17 protein-coding genes are annotated in these 19396 nt (G+C 63.8%); 11 read left to right on the forward strand and 6 right to left on the reverse strand.

All coding sequences use genetic code 11. The features are described from left to right. Positions 1–29 precede the first annotated feature (29 nt). The 5 genes from ACIPZH_RS13310 to ACIPZH_RS13330 all read right to left on the reverse strand — a co-directional run bounded on the left by ACIPZH_RS13310 (position 30) and on the right by ACIPZH_RS13330 (position 5462). Positions 30–1046, reverse strand: a complete 1017-nt coding sequence (locus tag ACIPZH_RS13310; protein ID WP_241803483.1) for an ABC transporter permease — start codon at positions 1044–1046, stop codon at positions 30–32. Next, on the reverse strand, positions 1046–2104 hold the full coding sequence (locus ACIPZH_RS13315; protein WP_400636416.1) for a microcin C ABC transporter permease YejB: 1059 nt from the start codon (positions 2102–2104) through the stop codon (positions 1046–1048). The genes ACIPZH_RS13310 and ACIPZH_RS13315 overlap by 1 nt, the downstream gene beginning before the upstream one ends. Next, positions 2101–4026 (reverse strand): extracellular solute-binding protein, encoded by a 1926-nt coding sequence (locus ACIPZH_RS13320; RefSeq protein WP_400636417.1) that lies wholly within the window; start codon positions 4024–4026, stop codon positions 2101–2103. The genes ACIPZH_RS13315 and ACIPZH_RS13320 overlap by 4 nt, the downstream gene beginning before the upstream one ends. 13 nt (positions 4027–4039) lie before the next feature. Continuing rightward, complete coding sequence (locus ACIPZH_RS13325) at positions 4040–4321, reverse strand: peptidylprolyl isomerase (protein ID WP_003248318.1); 282 nt, start codon at positions 4319–4321, stop codon at positions 4040–4042. Positions 4322–4400: 79 nt separating this feature from the next. Further along, on the reverse strand, positions 4401–5462 hold the full coding sequence (locus ACIPZH_RS13330) for a 3-deoxy-7-phosphoheptulonate synthase (protein WP_400636418.1): 1062 nt from the start codon (positions 5460–5462) through the stop codon (positions 4401–4403). A gap of 688 nt (positions 5463–6150) precedes the next feature. On the opposite strand from ACIPZH_RS13330, the gene benA reads away from it, so the two are divergent. The 11 genes from benA (at position 6151) to ACIPZH_RS13385 (ending at position 17911) form a co-directional block, all read left to right on the forward strand. Next, positions 6151–7509 carry a benzoate 1,2-dioxygenase large subunit gene (gene benA / locus ACIPZH_RS13335; RefSeq protein WP_400636419.1) on the forward strand — a complete coding sequence of 453 codons (1359 nt, stop codon included), beginning with the start codon at positions 6151–6153 and terminating at the stop codon, positions 7507–7509. Continuing rightward, complete coding sequence (gene benB / locus ACIPZH_RS13340; RefSeq protein ID WP_267816046.1) at positions 7506–7991, forward strand: benzoate 1,2-dioxygenase small subunit; 486 nt, start codon at positions 7506–7508, stop codon at positions 7989–7991. Before benA ends, benB begins: the two co-directional genes overlap by 4 nt. Positions 7992–8061: 70 nt before the next feature. Further along, positions 8062–9075: a benzoate 1,2-dioxygenase electron transfer component BenC gene (gene benC / locus ACIPZH_RS13345; RefSeq protein ID WP_267816044.1), complete on the forward strand. Its 1014-nt coding sequence runs from the start codon at positions 8062–8064 to the stop codon at positions 9073–9075. A 163-nt stretch (positions 9076–9238) separates the two neighbouring features. Next, positions 9239–10000 carry a 1,6-dihydroxycyclohexa-2,4-diene-1-carboxylate dehydrogenase gene (locus ACIPZH_RS13350; protein WP_400636420.1) on the forward strand — a complete coding sequence of 254 codons (762 nt, stop codon included), beginning with the start codon at positions 9239–9241 and terminating at the stop codon, positions 9998–10000. 54 nt (positions 10001–10054) lie between these two features. Further along, positions 10055–11377 (forward strand): MFS transporter, encoded by a 1323-nt coding sequence (locus ACIPZH_RS13355; protein ID WP_400636421.1) that lies wholly within the window; start codon positions 10055–10057, stop codon positions 11375–11377. A 119-nt stretch (positions 11378–11496) separates the two neighbouring features. Beyond that, the gene (catA, locus tag ACIPZH_RS13360; RefSeq protein ID WP_400636422.1) at positions 11497–12411 is read left to right on the forward strand and encodes a catechol 1,2-dioxygenase; all 915 of its coding nucleotides are present in this window, start codon (positions 11497–11499) and stop codon (positions 12409–12411) included. 131 nt (positions 12412–12542) lie between these two features. After that, positions 12543–13742: a benzoate/H(+) symporter BenE family transporter gene (locus ACIPZH_RS13365; RefSeq protein WP_400636423.1), complete on the forward strand. Its 1200-nt coding sequence runs from the start codon at positions 12543–12545 to the stop codon at positions 13740–13742. Positions 13743–13795: 53 nt separating this feature from the next. Further along, positions 13796–15046 carry an OprD family porin gene (locus ACIPZH_RS13370; protein WP_400636424.1) on the forward strand — a complete coding sequence of 417 codons (1251 nt, stop codon included), beginning with the start codon at positions 13796–13798 and terminating at the stop codon, positions 15044–15046. 95 nt (positions 15047–15141) lie between these two features. Further along, positions 15142–16227, forward strand: coding sequence for a metal-dependent hydrolase (locus ACIPZH_RS13375; RefSeq protein ID WP_400636425.1), 1086 nt, complete (start codon positions 15142–15144; stop codon positions 16225–16227). A 3-nt stretch (positions 16228–16230) separates the two neighbouring features. After that, the gene (locus tag ACIPZH_RS13380) at positions 16231–16932 is read left to right on the forward strand and encodes a TraX family protein (RefSeq protein ID WP_400636426.1); all 702 of its coding nucleotides are present in this window, start codon (positions 16231–16233) and stop codon (positions 16930–16932) included. A gap of 67 nt (positions 16933–16999) precedes the next feature. Next, positions 17000–17911 carry a LysR substrate-binding domain-containing protein gene (locus ACIPZH_RS13385; protein WP_400636427.1) on the forward strand — a complete coding sequence of 304 codons (912 nt, stop codon included), beginning with the start codon at positions 17000–17002 and terminating at the stop codon, positions 17909–17911. A gap of 84 nt (positions 17912–17995) precedes the next feature. Here the strand turns inward: ACIPZH_RS13385 and ACIPZH_RS13390 are convergent, their stop codons facing one another. Beyond that, entirely contained in the window at positions 17996–19093 is a 1098-nt protein-coding gene (locus ACIPZH_RS13390) for an alkene reductase (protein ID WP_241803468.1), read from the reverse strand. Between the last annotated feature and the right edge of the window lie 303 nt (positions 19094–19396).

A 19396-nucleotide genomic window follows, 5' to 3' on the forward strand; every position in this document is an offset into this window, starting at 1 on the left:
TCCCTGAAACCTGTGATGGCCGCGCCAGCCTAAACGCGCGGGTCGAAAGCCTCGCGCATGGCATCTCCGATAAACACCAGCAATGACAGCACCAGCGCCAGCGCAAAGAACGCGGTGAAGCCCAGCCAAGGTGCCTCCAGGTGCTGTTTGCCCTGGGTGACCAACTCGCCCAGCGAAGCACTGCCGGCCGGCATGCCAAAGCCGAGGAAGTCCAATGCCGTCAGGGTAGTGATGGCCCCGGTGAGCATGAATGGCACATAGGTCAGCGTGGCATTCATCGCATTGGGCAGGATGTGCCGCAGCATCACCTGGCTGTCCGGCAGGCCCAGCGCGCGGGCGGCCTTGACGTACTCCAGGTTGCGCCCACGCAGGAACTCGGCACGCACCACATCCACCAGGGTCAACCACGAGAACAGCGCCATGATCCCCAGCAGCCACCAGAAGTCCGGCTCAACGAAACCGCTGAGGATGATCAGCAGGTACAGCACCGGCAACCCTGACCACACCTCCAGCACGCGTTGCCCGAGCAGGTCCACCCAACCCCCGTGATAGCCCTGCAGGGCCCCGGCGGTGACGCCGATCAGCACGCTGACCACGGTCAGGGCAAAAGCGAACAGCAGCGATACCCGGGTGCCGTACAACACCCGCGCGAGCACGTCGCGGCCCTGGTCGTCGGTACCCAGCCAGTTGCTGCTGCTCGGGGGGCTTGGCGTGGGGACTTGCAGGTCATAGTTAGGCGTGTCGGCACTGAACGGAATCGGTGCGAACAGCATCCAGCCCCCCTGGCCCTCGATCAACTGGCGTACATACGCGCTACGGTAGTCCGGCTGGAACGGCAGTTGGCCACCAAACTGCTGCTCGCTGTAGCGCTTGAGCGCAGGCATGTACAGCTCGCCCTTGTAGCCCAGCAGCAAGGGTTTGTCGTTGGCCACGAGCTCTGCGCCGAGGCTGAGCAGTAGCAGCCCAGCGAACAGCCACAACGACACCCAGCCACGACGGTTGCGACGAAAGCGTTGCAGTCGGCGACGCGAAACCGGCGAGAGCATCAGTGCGCCCTCGCGTCGAAGTCGATGCGCGGATCGAGCAAGGTGTACGACAAATCACCGATCAGGCGGATCAATAGGCCGGCCAGGGTGAAGATGAACAGCGTGCCGAACACTACCGGGTAATCACGCGAGACCGCTGCCTCGTAGCTCATGCGGCCGAGGCCATCGAGTGAGAAAATCACCTCGATCAGCAGGGACCCGGCAAAGAACACCGTGATCAGCGCCTGCGGCAAGCCGGCCAGCACCACCAGCATGGCATTGCGCAGTACGTGGCCGTACAGCACCCGGCGCTCGCTCAGGCCTTTGGCCCGCGCTGTGACCACGTACTGGCGGGAGATTTCGTCGAGGAAGGCGTTCTTGGTCAGCAAGGTCAGCGTAGCGAACCCGCCGACCACCAGTGCCCCCACCGGCAGCACCAGGTGCCAGAAGTAGTCGGCGACTTTGCCCAGCAGGCTGAGCTGGTCGAAGTGCTCCGAAACCAGGCCACGTACCGGGAACCAGTTCAACGAGGTGCCACCGGCGAACAGCACGATCAGCAACAGGGCGAACAGGAAGGAGGGCAGGGCGTAACCGATCACGATCAGCGCACTGCTCCAGGCGTCGAAGCGGCTGCCGTGGCGCACCGCCTTGCGGATGCCCAGCGGGATCGACACCAGGTAGGTGATCAACGTGGCCCAGAACCCCAGTGACAAGGTCACCGGCAGTTTGTCCAGGATCAGGTCGGTGACCTTGGCACCGCGGAAGAAGCTCTGGCCGAAATCCAGCCGCGCATATTGGCCGAGCATCAGCCACAAACGCTCGGGCGCCGATTTGTCGAAGCCGTATTGGCGCTTGATCTCTTCGATCAGTTTCGGGTCCAAACCACGGGTGGCGCGGGATTGGCCTTGAACCACCTCGGCCCGCGCGCCCGGTGCCCCGCCGCCGATGCCTTGCAGCCTGGCCACGGCCTGCTCCACTGGCCCGCCAGGGGCAGCCTGGACAATGGCGAAGTTGACCAGCAGGATCGCCAGCAGCGTGGGAATGATCAGCAGCAGGCGGCGCAGAATGTAGGACATCATGGCGCAGCCTTCTGGCGCTCGGCCATCTGTGCGTTGGTCAGGGCGGTAGGGCTGACTTCCCACCAGCTGTCCAGCCCTTCGTCATAGGCAGGCTGGACCTTGGGCAGGCCGAAGCGGTTCCACCACACGGTCGAGCTGCCTGGCGGGTAGTAGTTGGGAATCCAGTAGTAGTTCCATTGCAGCACACGGTCCAGCGCATGGGCGTGATGGAGCATGTCAGCCTGGGTGTCGGCGCGCACCAGCCCGTCGATCAGGCTGTCCACCGCAGGGTCCTTGAGCACCATCAGGTTGTTCGAGCCTGGGTCGTTGGCTGCCGCAGACCCGAAATAGTTGTAGAGCTCGGCACCCGGCGACAGGGTGACCGGGTAGCCGGTGACGATCAGGTCGTAGTCACGGGCCATCAGGCGATTGACGTACTGGGCCGAGTCGACATTGCGGATGTTCAGGGTAACCCCGATCTGCGCCAGGTTACGCTTCCAGGGCAGTAGCAGGCGCTCGAGGCCGGCCTGGCCATTGAGGAAAGTGAATGTCAGCGGCTGGCCTTCGGCGTTGACCAGGTGATCACCCTCAGGCTGCCAGCCGGCCTGCTGCAGCAGGGCCAGGGCCTGCAACTGCTGCGTGCGCACGATCCCCGAACCGTCGGTTACCGGTGCCGTGAAGACTTGGGTGAACACTTCGTCCGGTACCTTGCCGCGCAGCGGCTCAAGCAATTGCAGTTCACCGGCGTCCGGCAGTTCACGCGCCGCCAGCGGGGTGTTGGAAAAGATACTCTGCTGGCGGATGTACAGGTTGCGCATCATCTGCCGGTTGCTCCACTCGAAGTCCCATAGCATGGCCAGCGCCTGGCGCACGCGGCGGTCCTTGAACTGCGGCCTGTCCAGGTTGAACACGAAGCCCTGGGCGGTCTGTGGCTTGGCCGGGCCCAGGTGGGCGCGCTGCAGGCGGCCGTCATCCAGTTGTGCACCGTTGTAGCCCAGGGTGAATGCCGTGGCCGAGAACTCGCGGTTGTAGTCGTAGCCACCGCCCTTGAGCACCTGGCGCGCCACTTCGGTATCGCCAAAGTATTCGACGCGAATGCGCTCGAAATTGAAACGACCGCGGCTGACGGGCAGGTCCTTGGCCCACCAGCGCCGGTCACGCTCGAAGGTGATGCTGCGGCCATTGTCGATCCGCCCGATGCGGTACGGGCCACTGCCGACCGGGGTGTCAAAGCCGGCGCCGTTGGCGAAGTCGCGGTTTTTCCAGTCGTGTTCGGGCAGGACCGGCAAACTGGCAAGGTCCAGGGGCAAGGTGCGGCCATGGGGCTGCTTGAAGTCGAAGCGCACGCGGTGTGGGCCTTCGACCGTCACACCCGCCACATCGGCGAACTGGGTCCGGTACTTGAGGCTGCCCTCGCTCATCAGTTTGGCGTAACTGAAGCGCACATCCTCGGCACGCACGGGTTTGCCGTCGGCGAAGGTTGCCCTGGGGTCGATATCGAAACGCAGCCAGGCGTCCTGGGGGCCGCGCTCCATGCGCCGGGCGATCAGGCCATACACGGTGTAGGGCTCATCGAACGAACGCACTGCCAAGGGCGCGTACAGCCAGCCATCGACCTCACTGACGCCGATGCCTTTGTCGATGTACGGCAGAATGTGGTCGAACTGACCGATTTCGGTAGCTGAGCGGCGCAGGGTGCCGCCCTTTGGGGCGTTGGGGTTGACGTAGTCGAAGTGGCGGAACGTCTGGGCGTAGCGCGGGGTTTCACCGTAGACGGTGAGGGCGTGGGTCGGTTCGGCTAGGGCAGTAAAACCCATGCAGGCCAGGACGAGCCCCAGAAACGCCTGGGGGAGCTGGCTTGCCCGCGAAAAGGCCTGGCCAGGCAACGGTGTTGCCTGCACGGGCGCATTCGCGGGCAACGCCGCTCCCCCAGAGGTGGTCATGGTCAGCGTGGACTTAGTCCTGGCGGCTGGTCACTTCCAGCAGGTGGTAGCCGAACTGGGTCTTGACCGGGCCTTGCACGGTGTTGACCGGGGCGCTGAACACAACGGTATCGAACTCCTTGACCATCTGGCCTGGGCCGAACGAGCCCAGGTCACCGCCCTGGCGGCTGGACGGGCAGGTGGAGTTGGCTTTGGCGATTTCAGCGAAGTCGGCACCGGCTTCGATCTGGGCTTTCAGTTCGTTGCACTTGTCTTCGCTGCTGACGAGGATGTGGCGGGCAGTGGCGCGTGCCATGGGTACTACTCCTTGGGTAAAAAGGGCAAGCCTAGCGCACTTGCTTGGGAAAAGTCTCGCAAGGCTTGCTGTACAGCTCCTACATACGTGTCGCAGCCTCGCGCAGCAGGGTTTGTGTCGCTTCCCAGCCCAGGCAGCCATCGGTGATCGACACGCCGTACTTCAGCGGGCCTTTGCCCAGCGCCTGGCAGCCGTCGAAAAGGTGGCCTTCAAGCATCACCCCGACGATCGATGTGTCGCCGGCCATGCGCTGGGCCAGCACATCCTCGAACACCGCCGGCTGACGCGCGGGGTCCTTGCCACTGTTGGCATGGCTGCAATCAACCATGATCCGCGCCTGCAATCCCGCTTTGGCCAGCCCTTGGCGGGCTTGGGCAATGCTGGTGCTGTCGTAATTCGGGCCTTTGTGGCCGCCGCGCAGCACCAGGTGGGTGTCCGGGTTACCCAGGGTCTCGATGATTGCCGGGTGCCCTTGCGCATCCATGCCGAAATGGCGGTGGGCGGCGGCGGCGCTGCGCATTGCGTCGCACGCGATGGCGACACCGCCATCGGTGCCGTTCTTGAAGCCGACCGGCAACTCCAGGCCGCTGACCATCTCACGATGGACCTGCGATTCGGTGGTACGCGCGCCAATCGCCGCCCAGCCCAACAGGTCATCGAAGTAACCGGCGACCAGCGGCTGCAGCAGCTCGGTGGCGATCGGCAGGCCGCGTTCGATCATGTTCAGCATCAAGCCGCGGGACAGGGCGATGCCGCCATGCATGTCGTCGCTGCCATCGAGGTGCGGGTCGTAGGCCAGGCCTTTCCAGCCCACCGTGGTGCGCGGTTTCTCCACATAGGCGCGCATCACCAGCAGCAACTTGTCGTCGACTTCGCGGCTCAGGGCCGCCAGGCGGTCGGCGTATTCAAGGGCCGAGCGCGGGTCGTGGATCGAGCACGGGCCGACGACCACCAGCAGGCGCGGGTCGCGGCCTTCGAGGATGGCGCGAATGGCCTGGCGCTGGGCCTGGACTTGCTGGGCATGTTCGATTGGAAGCGGCATCTGCTGCTTGAGCAGGTGCGGGCTGGGCAGACGACGGCTGACGGTGGTGTTGGCAGCGTTTGGCTGGGTCAGGGGCAGAGCGAGGTTCGAGGCTTGCATGGCGTAGGTTCCCTGGGCGGACGGCGGGTTCTGACCCGCGCAGTCGGCCCCTATCGAGATGTTCGACTGATCGTTGAATTCTGATTGGCTGCAGCATTGCCACCGTGGACGAACCGGTCGGAGGCGGCAGGCTGGCCCGAGCGGGATTGGCTAAATCGCCAAGCGTAGGTGCTTGCGTAGTAATAAGTGGCGTAGTTCATGAAAGTGTCCTCAGTGTGATTCGGTAATGTTCAAAGGCCAGAAAAGCAAAACCCCCGGTCGGGGAGCCGACCGGGGGTTTGAGTATTCTCATGTTCGGCGGCCCCTCGAAGGTGGGCGCCGTGTGGGTATCAGCGGCGCCTAGTGGCTAAACCAATACCCAAAATAAAAGCAGGCAACAGCCTTGGAGCCGGCAACGGCCAGCACAGGGCGCAGGTTGCGACCGGTGTGGTTGGCGTGGTTGCGGGGGTGTTTCGGCATGTTGCTCTCCAGTTGATGTGCCCGAGCTTACTTCAGGTGGCACGGCGCGTTCAATGGATAATTGCGATGGCTGCACAAACGTCATTCGCCTTGGCCGGGCCAAGGCGCCGCACCCAGCGGGCCACAGGCCTGCAGGAACTGGATAGCCACGTGCACGATCTGGATATTCGCCCTCGAATCTCTGCCCTAACCTGACCCGGTCTGAACGATAACAATGGAGACCCTGGCCATGTCCCTGGGATTCGACTACCTCAATGCCATGCTCGAGGACGACCGTGAAAAGGGCATCTACCGCTGCAAGCGCGAGATGTTCACCGACCCACGCCTGTTCGACCTGGAGATGAAACACATCTTCGAGGGCAACTGGATCTACCTGGCCCACGAAAGCCAGATCCCCGAGAAAAACGACTTCCTCACCCTGTCCATGGGGCGCCAGCCGATCTTCATCGCGCGCAACAAAGACGGTGAGCTCAATGCGTTCCTCAATGCCTGCAGCCACCGCGGTGCCATGCTCTGCCGGCACAAGCGCGGCAACCGCGCAAGCTATACCTGCCCGTTCCATGGCTGGACCTTCAACAACAGCGGCAAACTGCTCAAGGTCAAAGACCCGAGCAACGCCGGCTACCCCGACAGTTTCAACTGCGACGGCTCCCATGACCTGACCAAGGTTGCCCGGTTCGAATCCTACCGTGGCTTCCTGTTCGGCAGCCTCAATGCCGATGTCAAACCGCTGGCCGAACACCTGGGCGAGTCGGCCAAGATCATCGACATGATCGTTGACCAGTCCCCCGAGGGCCTGGAGGTGCTGCGCGGGGCCAGTTCGTACATCTACGAAGGCAACTGGAAGCTGACCGCCGAGAACGGCGCCGATGGCTACCATGTGAGCTCCGTGCACTGGAACTATGCCGCCACCCAGAACCAGCGCAAGCAGCGCGAAGCGGGAGAAGAGATCAAGACCATGAGCGCGGGCGCATGGGCCAAGCAGGGGGGTGGTTTCTACTCCTTCGACCACGGCCACCTGCTGCTGTGGACCCGCTGGGCCAATCCCGAAGACCGCCCGGCTTTCGAGCGCCGCGAACAACTCGCCGCAGACTTCGGCCAGGCGCGTGCCGACTGGATGATCGAGAACTCGCGCAACCTGTGCCTGTACCCCAACGTCTACCTAATGGACCAGTTCAGCTCGCAGATCCGCATCGCGCGGCCGATATCGGTGAACAAGACCGAAATCACCATCTACTGCATCGCGCCCAAAGGTGAGAGCGCCGACGCCCGGGCCAGCCGGATTCGGCAGTACGAAGACTTCTTCAACGTCAGTGGCATGGCCACGCCGGACGATCTCGAGGAATTCCGCTCCTGCCAGACCGGTTACGGCGGTGGTACCGGATGGAACGACATGTCGCGTGGCGCGGCACACTGGGTCGAGGGCGCCGACGAGGCCGCCCGCGAAATCGAACTCAGCCCGTTGCTGTCGGGCGTGCGTACCGAGGACGAGGGCCTGTTCGTTCTGCAGCACAAGTACTGGCAGGACACCATGCTCAAGGCCCTCGAGGACGAGCAGCGACTGATCCCCGTGGAGGCCGTGCAATGAGCCTTCATGAGACCGTGCGCGACTTCCTGTACCGCGAAGCGCGCTACCTGGACGATGCACAGTGGGACCAGTGGCTGGAATTGTATGCCAGCGACGCAAGCTTCTGGATGCCTGCCTGGGATGACGACGACCGCCTGACGACCGACCCGCAAAGCGAGATCTCGCTGATCTGGTACGGCAACCGTGGCGGCCTCGAGGACCGGGTGTTCCGCATCAAGACCGAGCGTTCCAGCGCGACCGTGCCCGACACCCGCACCTCGCACAACATCAGCAACATCGAGATCGTCGAGCAGGGCGAGGGTCATTGCCAGGTGCGCTTCAACTGGCACACGTTGAGCTTTCGTTACAAGACCACCGACAGCTACTTCGGTACGAGCTTCTACACCTTGGACCTGCGCGGCGAACAGCCGCTGATCAAGGCCAAGAAGGTGGTGCTGAAGAACGACTACGTGCGCCAGGTCATCGACATCTACCACATCTGAACCGAGGTTACGCGAACGGCCCGGTGTGCCCCATGGCGCACCGTGGCCAGGTTCGCCCGCGAGGTGCAACATGAGCTTCCAGATCGCGCTTAATTTCGAAGACGGGGTAACCCGCTTCATCGAGGCCAGCGGCCATGAAACCGTGGCCGACGCCGCTTACCGCCAAGGCATCAATATTCCGCTGGACTGCCGCGATGGCGCCTGCGGTACATGCAAGTGCAAGGCCGAATCCGGCCGTTATGACCTGGGCGACAACTTCATCGAAGACGCCCTCAGTGAAGACGAAATCGCCGAAGGCTATGTACTGACCTGCCAGATGCGCGCCGAAAGCGACTGCGTGGTACGCATCCCGGCATCTTCGCAACTGTGCAAGACCGAACAGGCGAGCTTCCAGGCCGCCATCAGTGATGTACGCCAGTTGTCAGCCAGTACCATCGCCCTGTCGATCAAGGGTGAATCGCTGAACAGGCTGGCTTTCCTGCCCGGGCAGTACGTCAACCTCACAGTGCCAGGCAGCGACCAGAGTCGCGCCTACTCCTTCAGTTCGTTGCAGAAGGACGGTGAGGTCAGTTTCCTGATCCGCAACGTGCCGGGCGGGCTGATGAGCAGCTTCCTCACCAGCCTGGCCAAGGCCGGCGACAACATGAGCCTGGCCGGGCCCCTGGGCAGCTTCTACCTGCGCCCGATCCAGCGCCCCTTGCTGCTGCTGGCCGGTGGCACGGGCCTGGCACCGTTCACGGCGATGCTGGAAAAGATCGCCGAACAGGGCAGCGAGCATCCCCTGCACCTGATCTATGGGGTGACCAATGATTTCGACCTGGTCGAGCTGGACCGTTTGCACGCCCTGGCTGCGCGCATCCCCAACTTCACCTTCAGCGCCTGCGTGGCCAACCCCGAAAGCCAGTACCCGCAAAAGGGCTACGTGACCCAGCACATCGCGCCGTGCCACCTCAACGATGGCGATGTCGATGTGTACCTGTGCGGCCCGCCACCGATGGTCGAGGCGGTCAGCCAGTACATCCGCGAGCAGGGCATCACACCGGCCAACTTCTACTACGAGAAGTTCGCTGCAGCCGCAGCCTGAGTTTCCTTGGGGCCACCCCATCGTGCGGGTGAAGGTGGCCTTTTTTTCTTCCAAAGCCGGCAGTTGGGCCTGATAGCACCGCTGTACCTGTGGACGCCGGCTTGCCGGCGATCGGGCCAGTGCAGGCAAGGTTGCGCCTGAAAACAGGATAAGGAAGTAGCAGATGAACAACCGATTCCATAACAAAGTAGCCCTGGTCACCGGCGCCGCCCAAGGCATCGGCCGTGGCGTGTGCTGGCGGCTCAAGGCCGAGGGCGCGCAGGTGGTTGCTGTGGACCGCTCCGAACTGGTTCACGAACTGGCCGGGGAGGGCGTGCTGACACTCACCGCCGACCTTGAGCAATACACCGACTGCGCCCGCGTCATGGCCTCGGCGGTAGAGGCGTTCGGTCGCATCGACATTCTGGTCAACAACGTCGGCGGCACCATCTGGGCCAAGCCGTTCGAACACTATGAAGTGGCGCAGATCGAAGCCGAAGTCCGCCGCTCGCTGTTCCCCACGCTGTGGTGCTGCCACGCGGCGCTCCCCTACATGCTCGAACGCGGCAGTGGCGCCATCGTCAACGTTTCCTCGATCGCCACCCGCGGCGTCAACCGTGTGCCCTACGGCGCAGCCAAAGGCGGCGTCAACGCACTTACCGCGTGCCTTGCGTTCGAGACCGCCGGGCGCGGCATCCGGGTCAACGCCACCGCCCCTGGCGGCACCGAGGCGCCACCCCGGCGGGTGCCACGCAATGAGGCGGCGCAGAGCGAGCAGGACAAGCGCTGGTACCAGCAGATTGTCGACCAGACCCTGGACAGCAGCCTGATGCACCGCTACGGCAGCATTGACGAACAGGTTGGCGCGATCCTTTTCCTGGCCAGCGACGAAGCGTCCTACATCACCGGTGTGACCCTGCCGGTGGGGGGCGGCGATCTCGGCTGAGCAGCACCCCAAAGGCAGTTTTACTCCACAACAAAAACAACAGAGACACATGCCATGCGAACCCTTGACGTTCACCCGATCATCGACAACGCCCGTTTCGCCGCCTTTCACTGGATGGTCATGGCCTGGTGCGGCCTGCTGCTGGTCTTCGACGGCTACGACCTGTTCATCTACGGCGTGGTGCTGCCGGTCATCATGAAAGAATGGGGCTTGACCCCGTTGCAGGCCGGCGCCCTGGGCAGCTATGCGCTGTTCGGCATGATGTTCGGTGCCCTGGTCTTTGGCAGCCTGGCCGACCGCATCGGGCGCAAGAAAGGCATTGCCATCTGTTTCGCCCTGTTCTCAGGGGCGACCATCCTCAACGGCTTCGCCAGCAGCCCCAGCGAGTTCGGCATCTATCGCTTCATCGCCGGCCTTGGCTGCGGCGGCCTGATGCCCAATGCCGTAGCGCTGATGAATGAATACGCGCCCAAGCGCCTGCGCAGCACGCTGGTGGCAATCATGTTCAGTGGCTATTCGCTGGGCGGCATGCTTTCGGCAGGCGTGGGCATCTTCATGCTGCCGCGCTTTGGCTGGGAGTCGATGTTCTTTGCCGCCGCAGTGCCGCTGCTGCTGTTGCCGTTGATTCTGTATTACCTGCCCGAATCGATCGGCTTTCTGGTGCGCCAGGGCCGTACCGACGAGGCGCGCACGTTGCTCAAGCGCCTCGACCCTGACTGCGATGTGCATGCCGACGACCAGTTGCAGGCCAATGACCGTAAATCCAATGGAGGGTCTGTGCTGAACCTGTTCCGTAACGGCCTGGCAACCCGCACCCTGGCCCTGTGGCTGGCGTTTTTCTGCTGCTTGCTGATGGTCTACGCGCTCAGCTCGTGGCTGCCGAAACTGATGGCCAACGCCGGTTACAGCCTGGGCTCGAGCCTGTCCTTCCTGCTGGCACTGAACTTCGGCGGCATGGCCGGGGCAATTCTTGGGGGCTGGCTGGGCGACCGCTACAACCTGGTGAAAGTGAAAGTCGCGTTTTTCCTGGCAGCTGCCGTATCGATCAGCCTGCTCGGGGTCAACAGCCCAATGCCGGTGCTGTACCTGCTGATCTTCATCGCCGGCGCCACCACCATTGGCACGCAGATCCTGCTGTACGCCGGTGCTGCCCAGCTTTACGGCCTGGCGGTGCGCTCCACCGGCCTGGGCTGGGCCTCGGGCATAGGCCGCAACGGCGCCATTGTCGGGCCACTGCTGGGCGGTGCGCTGATGGGCATCAACCTGCCGCTGCAACTCAATTTCATCGCCTTCGCCATTCCCGGCGCAATCGCCGCCCTGGCCATGGCCGTGCACCTGGCCAGCAGCCGGCGTCACGCCTTGTCCGTGACGGCCTGAACCTTCTGTGTCCCTGAAGGGACATCCTGCTCGACGGCCTGTGTCGTCACTCGTGGTCGATCCACGGCGACGACTGCTGCAACACGCCTTAGGCACAACAACAAGACGAGATGAGCATCATGACCGTGAAAATTTCCCACACTGCCGACGCCCAGAAGTTTTTCGAGGAGGCAGCAGGCTTTGGCAACGACGACGGCAGCCCACGCCTCAAACGTATCGTTCAGCGTGTGCTGCAAGACACCGCACGCCTGATCGAAGACCTGGAAATCAGTGAGGACGAGTTCTGGCTGGCCGTGGACTACCTCAACCGCCTTGGCGCACGGGGCGAGGCCGGGCTTCTGGTAGCGGGGCTGGGCATCGAGCACTTTCTCGACCTGCTGCAAGATGCCAAGGATGCCGAGGCAGGCCTGAGCGGCGGCACCCCGCGCACCATCGAAGGCCCGCTGTACGTTGCCGGTGCGCCGATTGCCCAGGGCCAGGTGCGCATGGATGACGGCAGCGAGGAGGGTGTGGCCACGGTCATGTTCCTCGAAGGCCAGGTGCTCGGCCCACAGGGCCAGCCGCTAACCGGCGCCGTGGTCGACCTGTGGCATGCCAACACCCGAGGCACTTACTCGTTCTTCGACCCTGGCCAGTCCGACTACAACCTGCGCCGGCGCATCGTCACCGACGCCGAAGGCCGCTACCGCGCGCGCTCCATCGTGCCCTCGGGCTACGGCTGCGACCCGCAGGGGCCGACCCAGGAATGTCTGGACCTGCTGGGCCGGCACGGCCAGCGCCCGGCGCATGTGCACTTCTTCATCTCGGCGCCGGGGCATCGGCACCTGACCACCCAGATCAACCTGTCTGGCGACAAGTACCTGTGGGATGACTTCGCCTATGCCACGCGTGATGGGCTGGTCGGTGAGGTGGTGTTCCGGGAGGGGGCCGACGGCCGTTTTGCCGAACTGACGTTCGACTTCCAGTTGCAGAAGGCGCTGCAAGGCGCGGATGAGCAGCGTAGCGGACGGCCGCGGGCCTTGCAGGAAGGCTAAGCCGCGATCGCGGGCACGTCGGCGTCTGCAGGTACAGCCCAGGCATTCGACTCAGCGGCGTCTGAGTCGCAGGCGCCTAGCCGGCGATCGAGCGCAAAGCCCTTGCAACCCACCACTGCAGCGAGAGGCCCATGAAAAACCTGATCAAGGACTGCTCCCTTTCCGCCATCGTCGCAGGTTGCCTGGCGACGATGATTTCCTACGCGGGCCCCCTGGTGATCATCTTCCACGCCGCCGAAGCGGCCGGTCTGTCCCAAGGCCTGCTCTCTTCCTGGGTGTGGGCCATCTCCATGGGCAGCGCGGTACTCGGCGGCGTGTTGAGCCTGTACTACCGGGTGCCGGTAGTGATCGCCTGGTCCATCCCGGGTTCGGCACTGTTGGTCACGGCCTTGCCCCAGCTAGGACTGGAGCAGGCGGTAGGGGCGTATCTGATGGCCAACCTGGTCCTGCTGGTGATCGGCATCAGTGGGGCCTTCGACCGCATCATCGCGCGCCTGCCGGGCTCGATCGCCGCCGGCATGCAGGCCGGCATTCTGTTCAGCTTCGGCATCGAGGTGTTCCGGGCATTGCCGCTGCAGCCGGGGCTGGTGCTGGCGATGTTCGTTACCTATGTGCTGATGCGCAGGCTGCAACCGCGCTACGCCGTGGCTGCGGTGTTGGGGGTCGGTGCCGTTGTCACCTTTGCCAATGGCGCACTGCGCAGCGAGGCGCTGGTATTGCAACTGGCCTCGCCGCAATGGATCACCCCGCAGTTCAGCCTGGCGGCGCTGTTCAGCCTGGCACTGCCAATGGTGCTGGTGGCGCTGACCGGGCAATTCATGCCGGGCATCGCAGTGCTGCGTAACGCCGGCTATGCAACGCCTGCCAGCCCGTTGATCAGCGCCAGTGCCATCGGTGGAGCCTTGTTGGCGCCGTTCGGTTGCCATGGGCTGAACCTCGCTGCCGTCACCGCCAGCCTGTGCACGGGCCACGAGGCCCATGACAACCCGCGCCGGCGCTATGTGGCGGCGGTCGCCGGCAGTGCGCTGTACCTGTTGCTGGGCATCGCCGGGGCGACGCTGATGTCGCTGTTCGCCGCTTTTCCTGCTGCGTTGATTGCCGCGCTGGCCGGGCTTGCGTTGTATGGCGCGATCAGCGACGCCTTGGCCCGCAGCCTGGCTGAGCCGCAGGAGCGCGACGCTGGCTTGTTCACCTTTCTGGTCACCGCTTCGGGGGTGTCTTTCCTTGGCCTTTCGGCCGCGTTCTGGGGGCTGCTGTTCGGCCTGCTGGCCCACGCGCTGCTCAGGCTGCGTCGCCCCCATGCCCGCGAGGCCCTGCGCCGTTCACTGTGAAGTCCGTACCGCCAACGCTTTACCCATAACAACAAGATCAAGAGAGCTTCGGAATGAACCCAACCCCTTGCGTCGCCATCGGGCTGACCCTGCTCAGCCAACCGTTACTCGCCGCCGAAGGCGGTTTCTTCACGGATGCCAAAGCTAGCCTCAGCGCCCGTAACTACTACTTCAGCCGTGACTTTTCCGACATCGTCGGCGCCAATCAGCAGTCCAAGGCCCAGGAGTGGGCTCAGGGCTTCATTCTTGATTTCAAGTCTGGTTACACACCTGGCACCGTAGGTGTTGGGATCGACGCGCTGGGCGTGCTCGGCATCAAGCTCGACAGCAGCCCGGACCGGGTCAATACAGGGCTGCTGCCGGTGCACGGTGATGGCAGAGCCGCCGACGAGTACAGCCGCCTGGCACCTACGTTCAAGGCCAAGGTGTCGAAAACCGAGCTGCGCGTCGGTGAACTGCAGCCCAACCTGCCGGTGCTGACCTTCAGCGATATCCGCCTGTTGCCGCCCACTTACCAAGGCGTCAGCCTCAGCTCAAACGAACTGGACGGCCTGACGGTGCAGGCCGGGCACCTGAGCGGCTCGCACCTGCGTAACGAAGGCGGCGACGGCAAAATGAACGCCATGCTCGGCCATGTGCCCCAGCGCCAGGTCGAGAGCGACGCGTTCAACTATGTGGGCGGCGACTATGCCTTCAATGGCAACCAGACCAGTGCCAGCCTCTGGTACGGGCAACTGCAGGACATCTATGCCCAGGGCTTTGCCGGGTTCAAGCACAGCAAACCGATCGGCGACTGGGTGCTCAGTGCCAACCTGGGCTATTTCACCGCCCGTGAGCAAGGTGACGCCTTGCTGGGCAGCATCGACAACCAGGCATTCTTTTCGCTGCTCACAGCCAGGCGAGGGGGGCACAGCGTTCACGCGGGCTACCAGGCCATGTACGGTGACAGCCCGTTCCCCAGGGTATTCGCCAATATTTCCCCGCTGGGCAATGAGGTGCCGACCTATGAATTCGCCTACACCGATGAGCGCTCCTATCAGCTGCGCTATGACTACAACTTCGCGGCCATGGGCATCCCGGGGCTGACGGCGACGGTGCGCTACATCACCGGTAACAACGTCGACACAGGCCAAGGGTACGAGGGCAAGGATCGCGAACGAGACATCGATCTGGGGTATGCGGTGCAGAGCGGTGTGCTCAAAGGGCTGGGAATTCGGGTGAGAAATGCCATGGCGCGGTCCAATTACCGCAGCGACATCGATGAGAACCGGTTGATCCTGGTATACACCTGGCAGCTGTTCTGAGCCCGTACCGGCCACGCGTTGTCACACAGCAGCAATTGCATCAACGGGGTTCGCAGGGTTAGGTTTCCAGTATTGCCCGCTCAGGAAACCTTCCCTTGGACTCCATTACCCAAGCCGTACTCGGCGCCGCGCTGCAAGGCACAGTGCTCGGCCGTATCCAGGGCCGCCGCTCGTTGATCTATGGCGCCGTACTGGGCACCGTGCCGGACCTGGACGTGGTCATCCGCTACGCCGACCCGGTGTCGCAAATGACCTACCACCGGGGCTTTTCCCACTCGATCTTCGTGCTGACCGGCCTGGCCCTGGCGCTCGCCTGGCTGGTCAACTGGCTGGGGCGCAAGCGCTGGCCTGACAAAGGCTATACCTTGCCCAGGCTGTTCCTGGCGTTCTGGCTGGTGCTGGTCACCCACCCGATCCTCGATTCATTCACGGTATACGGCACGCAACTGTTCTGGCCATTGCAGTGCACCCCGCAAAGCTGGGCCAGTGTGTTCATCATCGACCCTGTCTATACCGTGCCCCTGCTGGCGGCCGTGCTCTACGCTGCGGTCAGGGGCGTCAGCGCCCAGGCGCTGCGGCTGATGAGCCTGGCCCTGGTGTTCAGCACGGCCTACCTGGGTTTCGGCCTGGCCGGGCGCATGGCAGCCGAGCAGCGTTTTCAGGCGGCCCTCGACCAGCAGGGGGTTGTCGCCAGCGACGTGCGTGCGGTACCAATCGCGTTCAACAGCCTGGTCTGGCGCGTGCTGGCCAAAACCCCGGAGGGTGACTATTACGAGGGCATCAGCAGTGTGTTCGACCGTGCGCCCCCGGAAATGCAGCGTCTGCCGCGTAACCTGCAGCTTGCCGCTGCATTGGCCGACAACCCCCTGTTGCAGCGGCTGCGCTGGTTTACCGATGACTGGCTGCGCTACGACGAGGTGGGCGGTGCGCTGGTGGTCACCGACCTGCGCATGGGGATCCCGGGCAATTACACCTTCCGCTTCAACATGGGCCACCGCGATGCTCAGGGGCAATGGGTTGCCGACACGCCCACCGCGTGGCGTGGCAGCGGAGCAGGCTCGATGTTCAACCGCCACGACCTGGCGTTGATCTGGCGCCGCATCCTGGACCAGCAACCCCCGCTGCCGTTGGCCGCCTGGACCACCCAATACCTGCATCAGGCCGACGGCCCCGGGCGCTGAGGCGTGCGTTCGGCAGGGCTGGACCTGGTCAAGTGGACGGCGATCGTGACCATGGTCGCCGACCATCTACGTTTCATCTGGCCAGCCGCGGACGGGCTGTTCATCGTCGGTCGCCTGGCCTTCCCCTTGTTCTGCCTGGCGATCGCTGTGAATGTCGGGCGCAGCCCAGCGGGTCGGCTGTTCACCCGCACCAACCTGCGCTACCTGGGCTGGATGCTGACGTTCATGGTCCTGTCTGAAGGCCCTTACCGTTGGCTGGACGCCACCACCCAGACCTTCAGCGTGATCCCCACACTGACCTTGGGGCTGCTGGTGGCGTGGGCGGTGCACCACCCAACGGCGGCAGCGCGGCTGATCGGCCTTGTCGCCTTGGTGATCGCAACGTTGGGCAGCGCGCAGCTGATGTATGGGTTGCCCGGCGTCCTGCTGCCTAGCGCTTGGCTGATGGCGCGCAGCCGAGGTGGCGTGGCCTGGCTGCTGCCGTGCCTGTTGGCTGTGGCGGGCAACCTGACCAACAGTTGGTTGTTCGAACACCTGCTGGCACCGGTCACGTTGCTGACCATGGCCGCTGCAGCCCTGGCCATTCCTGTCGGGTGCAGATTGCTGCGCCACGACCACTGGCCCGTGCCTGCGGTGGGGCGTTGGGGGTATCTGTTCTACCCGGTGCACCTGCTGGTTATCAAGGGCCTGCAGTGGATGCTGTAACGACGCCCTTGCATTACTGCAATATGCACCCATCTAAGCGGGTCTTGAGTCTCTGCAGGTACCGGACATGGAACCCAACCGCTTCGGCGACATCACCGCTTTCGTCAGTGCCGCGAAGGCGGGCAGCTTTACCGCTGCAGCGGCGAGCCTGGGGCTGACCCGTTCAGCCGTGGGCAAGAGCATCGCGCGGCTGGAGGCGCGCATGGCGGTACGCCTGCTCAACCGTACCACGCGCAAATTGAGCCTGACCGATGAGGGTTTGGTGGCGTATGAGCGCTGGCGGCAGATTCTGGATGACCTGGACGAGGTGGAAACCACCATGGCCCAGCGGCGCGGCAAGCCCAGCGGCACACTGCGCCTGACCGCGCCGTTATCGTTGGGCCAGCGCCATGTGCTGCCGGTGCTCGATGCTTACCTCAAGCAATGGCCGGAACTGCGTGCCGAAATCCGCTTTACCGACCGGTTCGTCGACCTGGTCGAGGAGGGCATTGACGTGGCCGTGCGGATCGGTGCACCCAAGGAAGACTCACAGCTGCTCACACGCACTGTGGCCTGGCAGCAGTTCGTCACCTGCGCTTCGCCCGATTATCTGCGCCGGCACGGGGTGCCGCAGGTGCCGGCAGACCTTTACGGGCACGACAAGATCGCCTTCCTGACAGGTGAAAAATCCATGCCCTGGCGCTTTCACACCCAGGAGGGCCTGCACCTGTGCGAGGAGCCGGGGCGGCTCAATATCGACAGTTCCGAAGCCATGCTCGATGGTGCACGGGCAGGGTTCGGGCTGATTCACCTGCCCACCTACATCACCGGGGAGGACCTTCGCGCCGGCACCCTGGTAGAAGTGCTGCACGCCTACAGGCCGCCGGCGGATCCCATTCGGGTGGTGTACCCCAGCAAACGCCACCTGTCGCCGCGCGTACGCGGGTTCATCGATCTGCTGGTGGCGAGCTGGGAGCAGGGCGTGCCCTGGGAACAATGATTGCGCACGTCAGGCCCCTGAAGCCGGGTTCATCCCGGCTTCCTCTACGGCGTCTGATCCGTAGATGCGGGGCCGGTCATGCCATCAAGCCTGTTGCAGGAACGGGTAATCCGTATACCCCTGCGGCCCGTTCGCATAGTCGAACTGTGGCCGATGTTCATTCAGTGGCGCCTTGATCAGCAGGCGTTCCACCAGGTCCGGGTTGGCGATGAAGCTGCGGCCGAACGCCACGGCGTCGATCAATCCACGCCCGATCAGGTCTTCGCCTTTCTCGGCGGTATAGGCGCCTGCGGCAATGATCACGCCTGGGTAAGCCGCCCGGATAGCCTCACGGAAGCTATCGCGCAGCGGCTTGCCACCCGCCCAGTCCGGCTCGGACAGGTGCAGGTAGGCCAGGTTGCGCTTGGCCAGTTCCTTGATCAGGTACAGCCCTGCGGCCTCTTGATCTTCGCCATTGTCCACGCCATTGAAGCCACCCAACGGGAAAATGCGGATACCCACGCGCTCGGCGCTCCAGCCGGCAATGGCGGCATCCACCGCTTCGAGCACGATACGGGCGCGGTTCTCGACACTGCCGCCATAACGGTCCTCGCGCTGGTTGGCGCTGGGGGTGAGGAACTGATGCAAAAGGTAGCCGTGGGCGGCATGCAATTCGATGAAGTCGAAGTCGGCTTCGCGAGCATTGACCGCGGCCTGGCCGAAATCGGCGACGATGCCGGCGATTTCTTCCTCGCTCAGCGCACGCGGTGCAGAGGTCTCGGTGCGTACCAGGTTGCCTTGTTCGTCCCGCAACGTGGTACGGGCATTGGCAGCCAGGGCGCTGGGCGCCACAGGTGCCTGGCCACCAGGCTGCAAGGACGTGTGCGAAACACGGCCGGTGTGCCAGACCTGCACGGCGCTGTGGCCGCCTGCAGCATGAATGCCTTCGTTGACCAGGCGCCAGGCGGCGATCTGCTCGGCGCTGTGAATGCCTGGCGAGCCCGAGTAACCCTTGGCCTGGAAGGAGATTTGCGTAGCCTCGGTGATGATCAGGCCGGCACTGGCACGCTGGGCGTAGTACTCGGCCATCATCTGGGTGGGTACATCACCAGGCTCCCGGCTACGCAGGCGGGTGAGGGGCGCCATGAACACGCGGTTGGGCAACGTCAGTGGGCCGATCTGCAAGGGTTGGAAGAGTTTCATTGCCGCTCCGAAGGTGAAAAACCAATGGCGCGCACGATACCGGGATGATTGGGGAATGGGGGGACCGGCACCCCGGCTGCGGGCTCCCCAATGGTTTTTGTTCATGCAACTCGGCACCTTTTGGGCCGGCGAACGGCTGGCACACCTGTGTCATGCCTGCAGCAATTGTTTCATCGCTGCGCCAGTGGCACTGGCCTGGTGTTTCCCTGCAGGGCAGTGCAGAACCGCTCTGGCATGGAGGTTTGGCGAGCGCGTGCTATCAGTGGCACGGCCGTTGCTCTGCGTGTTACCGACGCCTGATGC

The sequence above is a fragment of the Pseudomonas sp. NPDC089758 genome (genome assembly GCF_044748705.1).
GTDB classification, from domain to species: Bacteria; Pseudomonadota; Gammaproteobacteria; order Pseudomonadales; family Pseudomonadaceae; genus Aquipseudomonas; species Aquipseudomonas putida_X.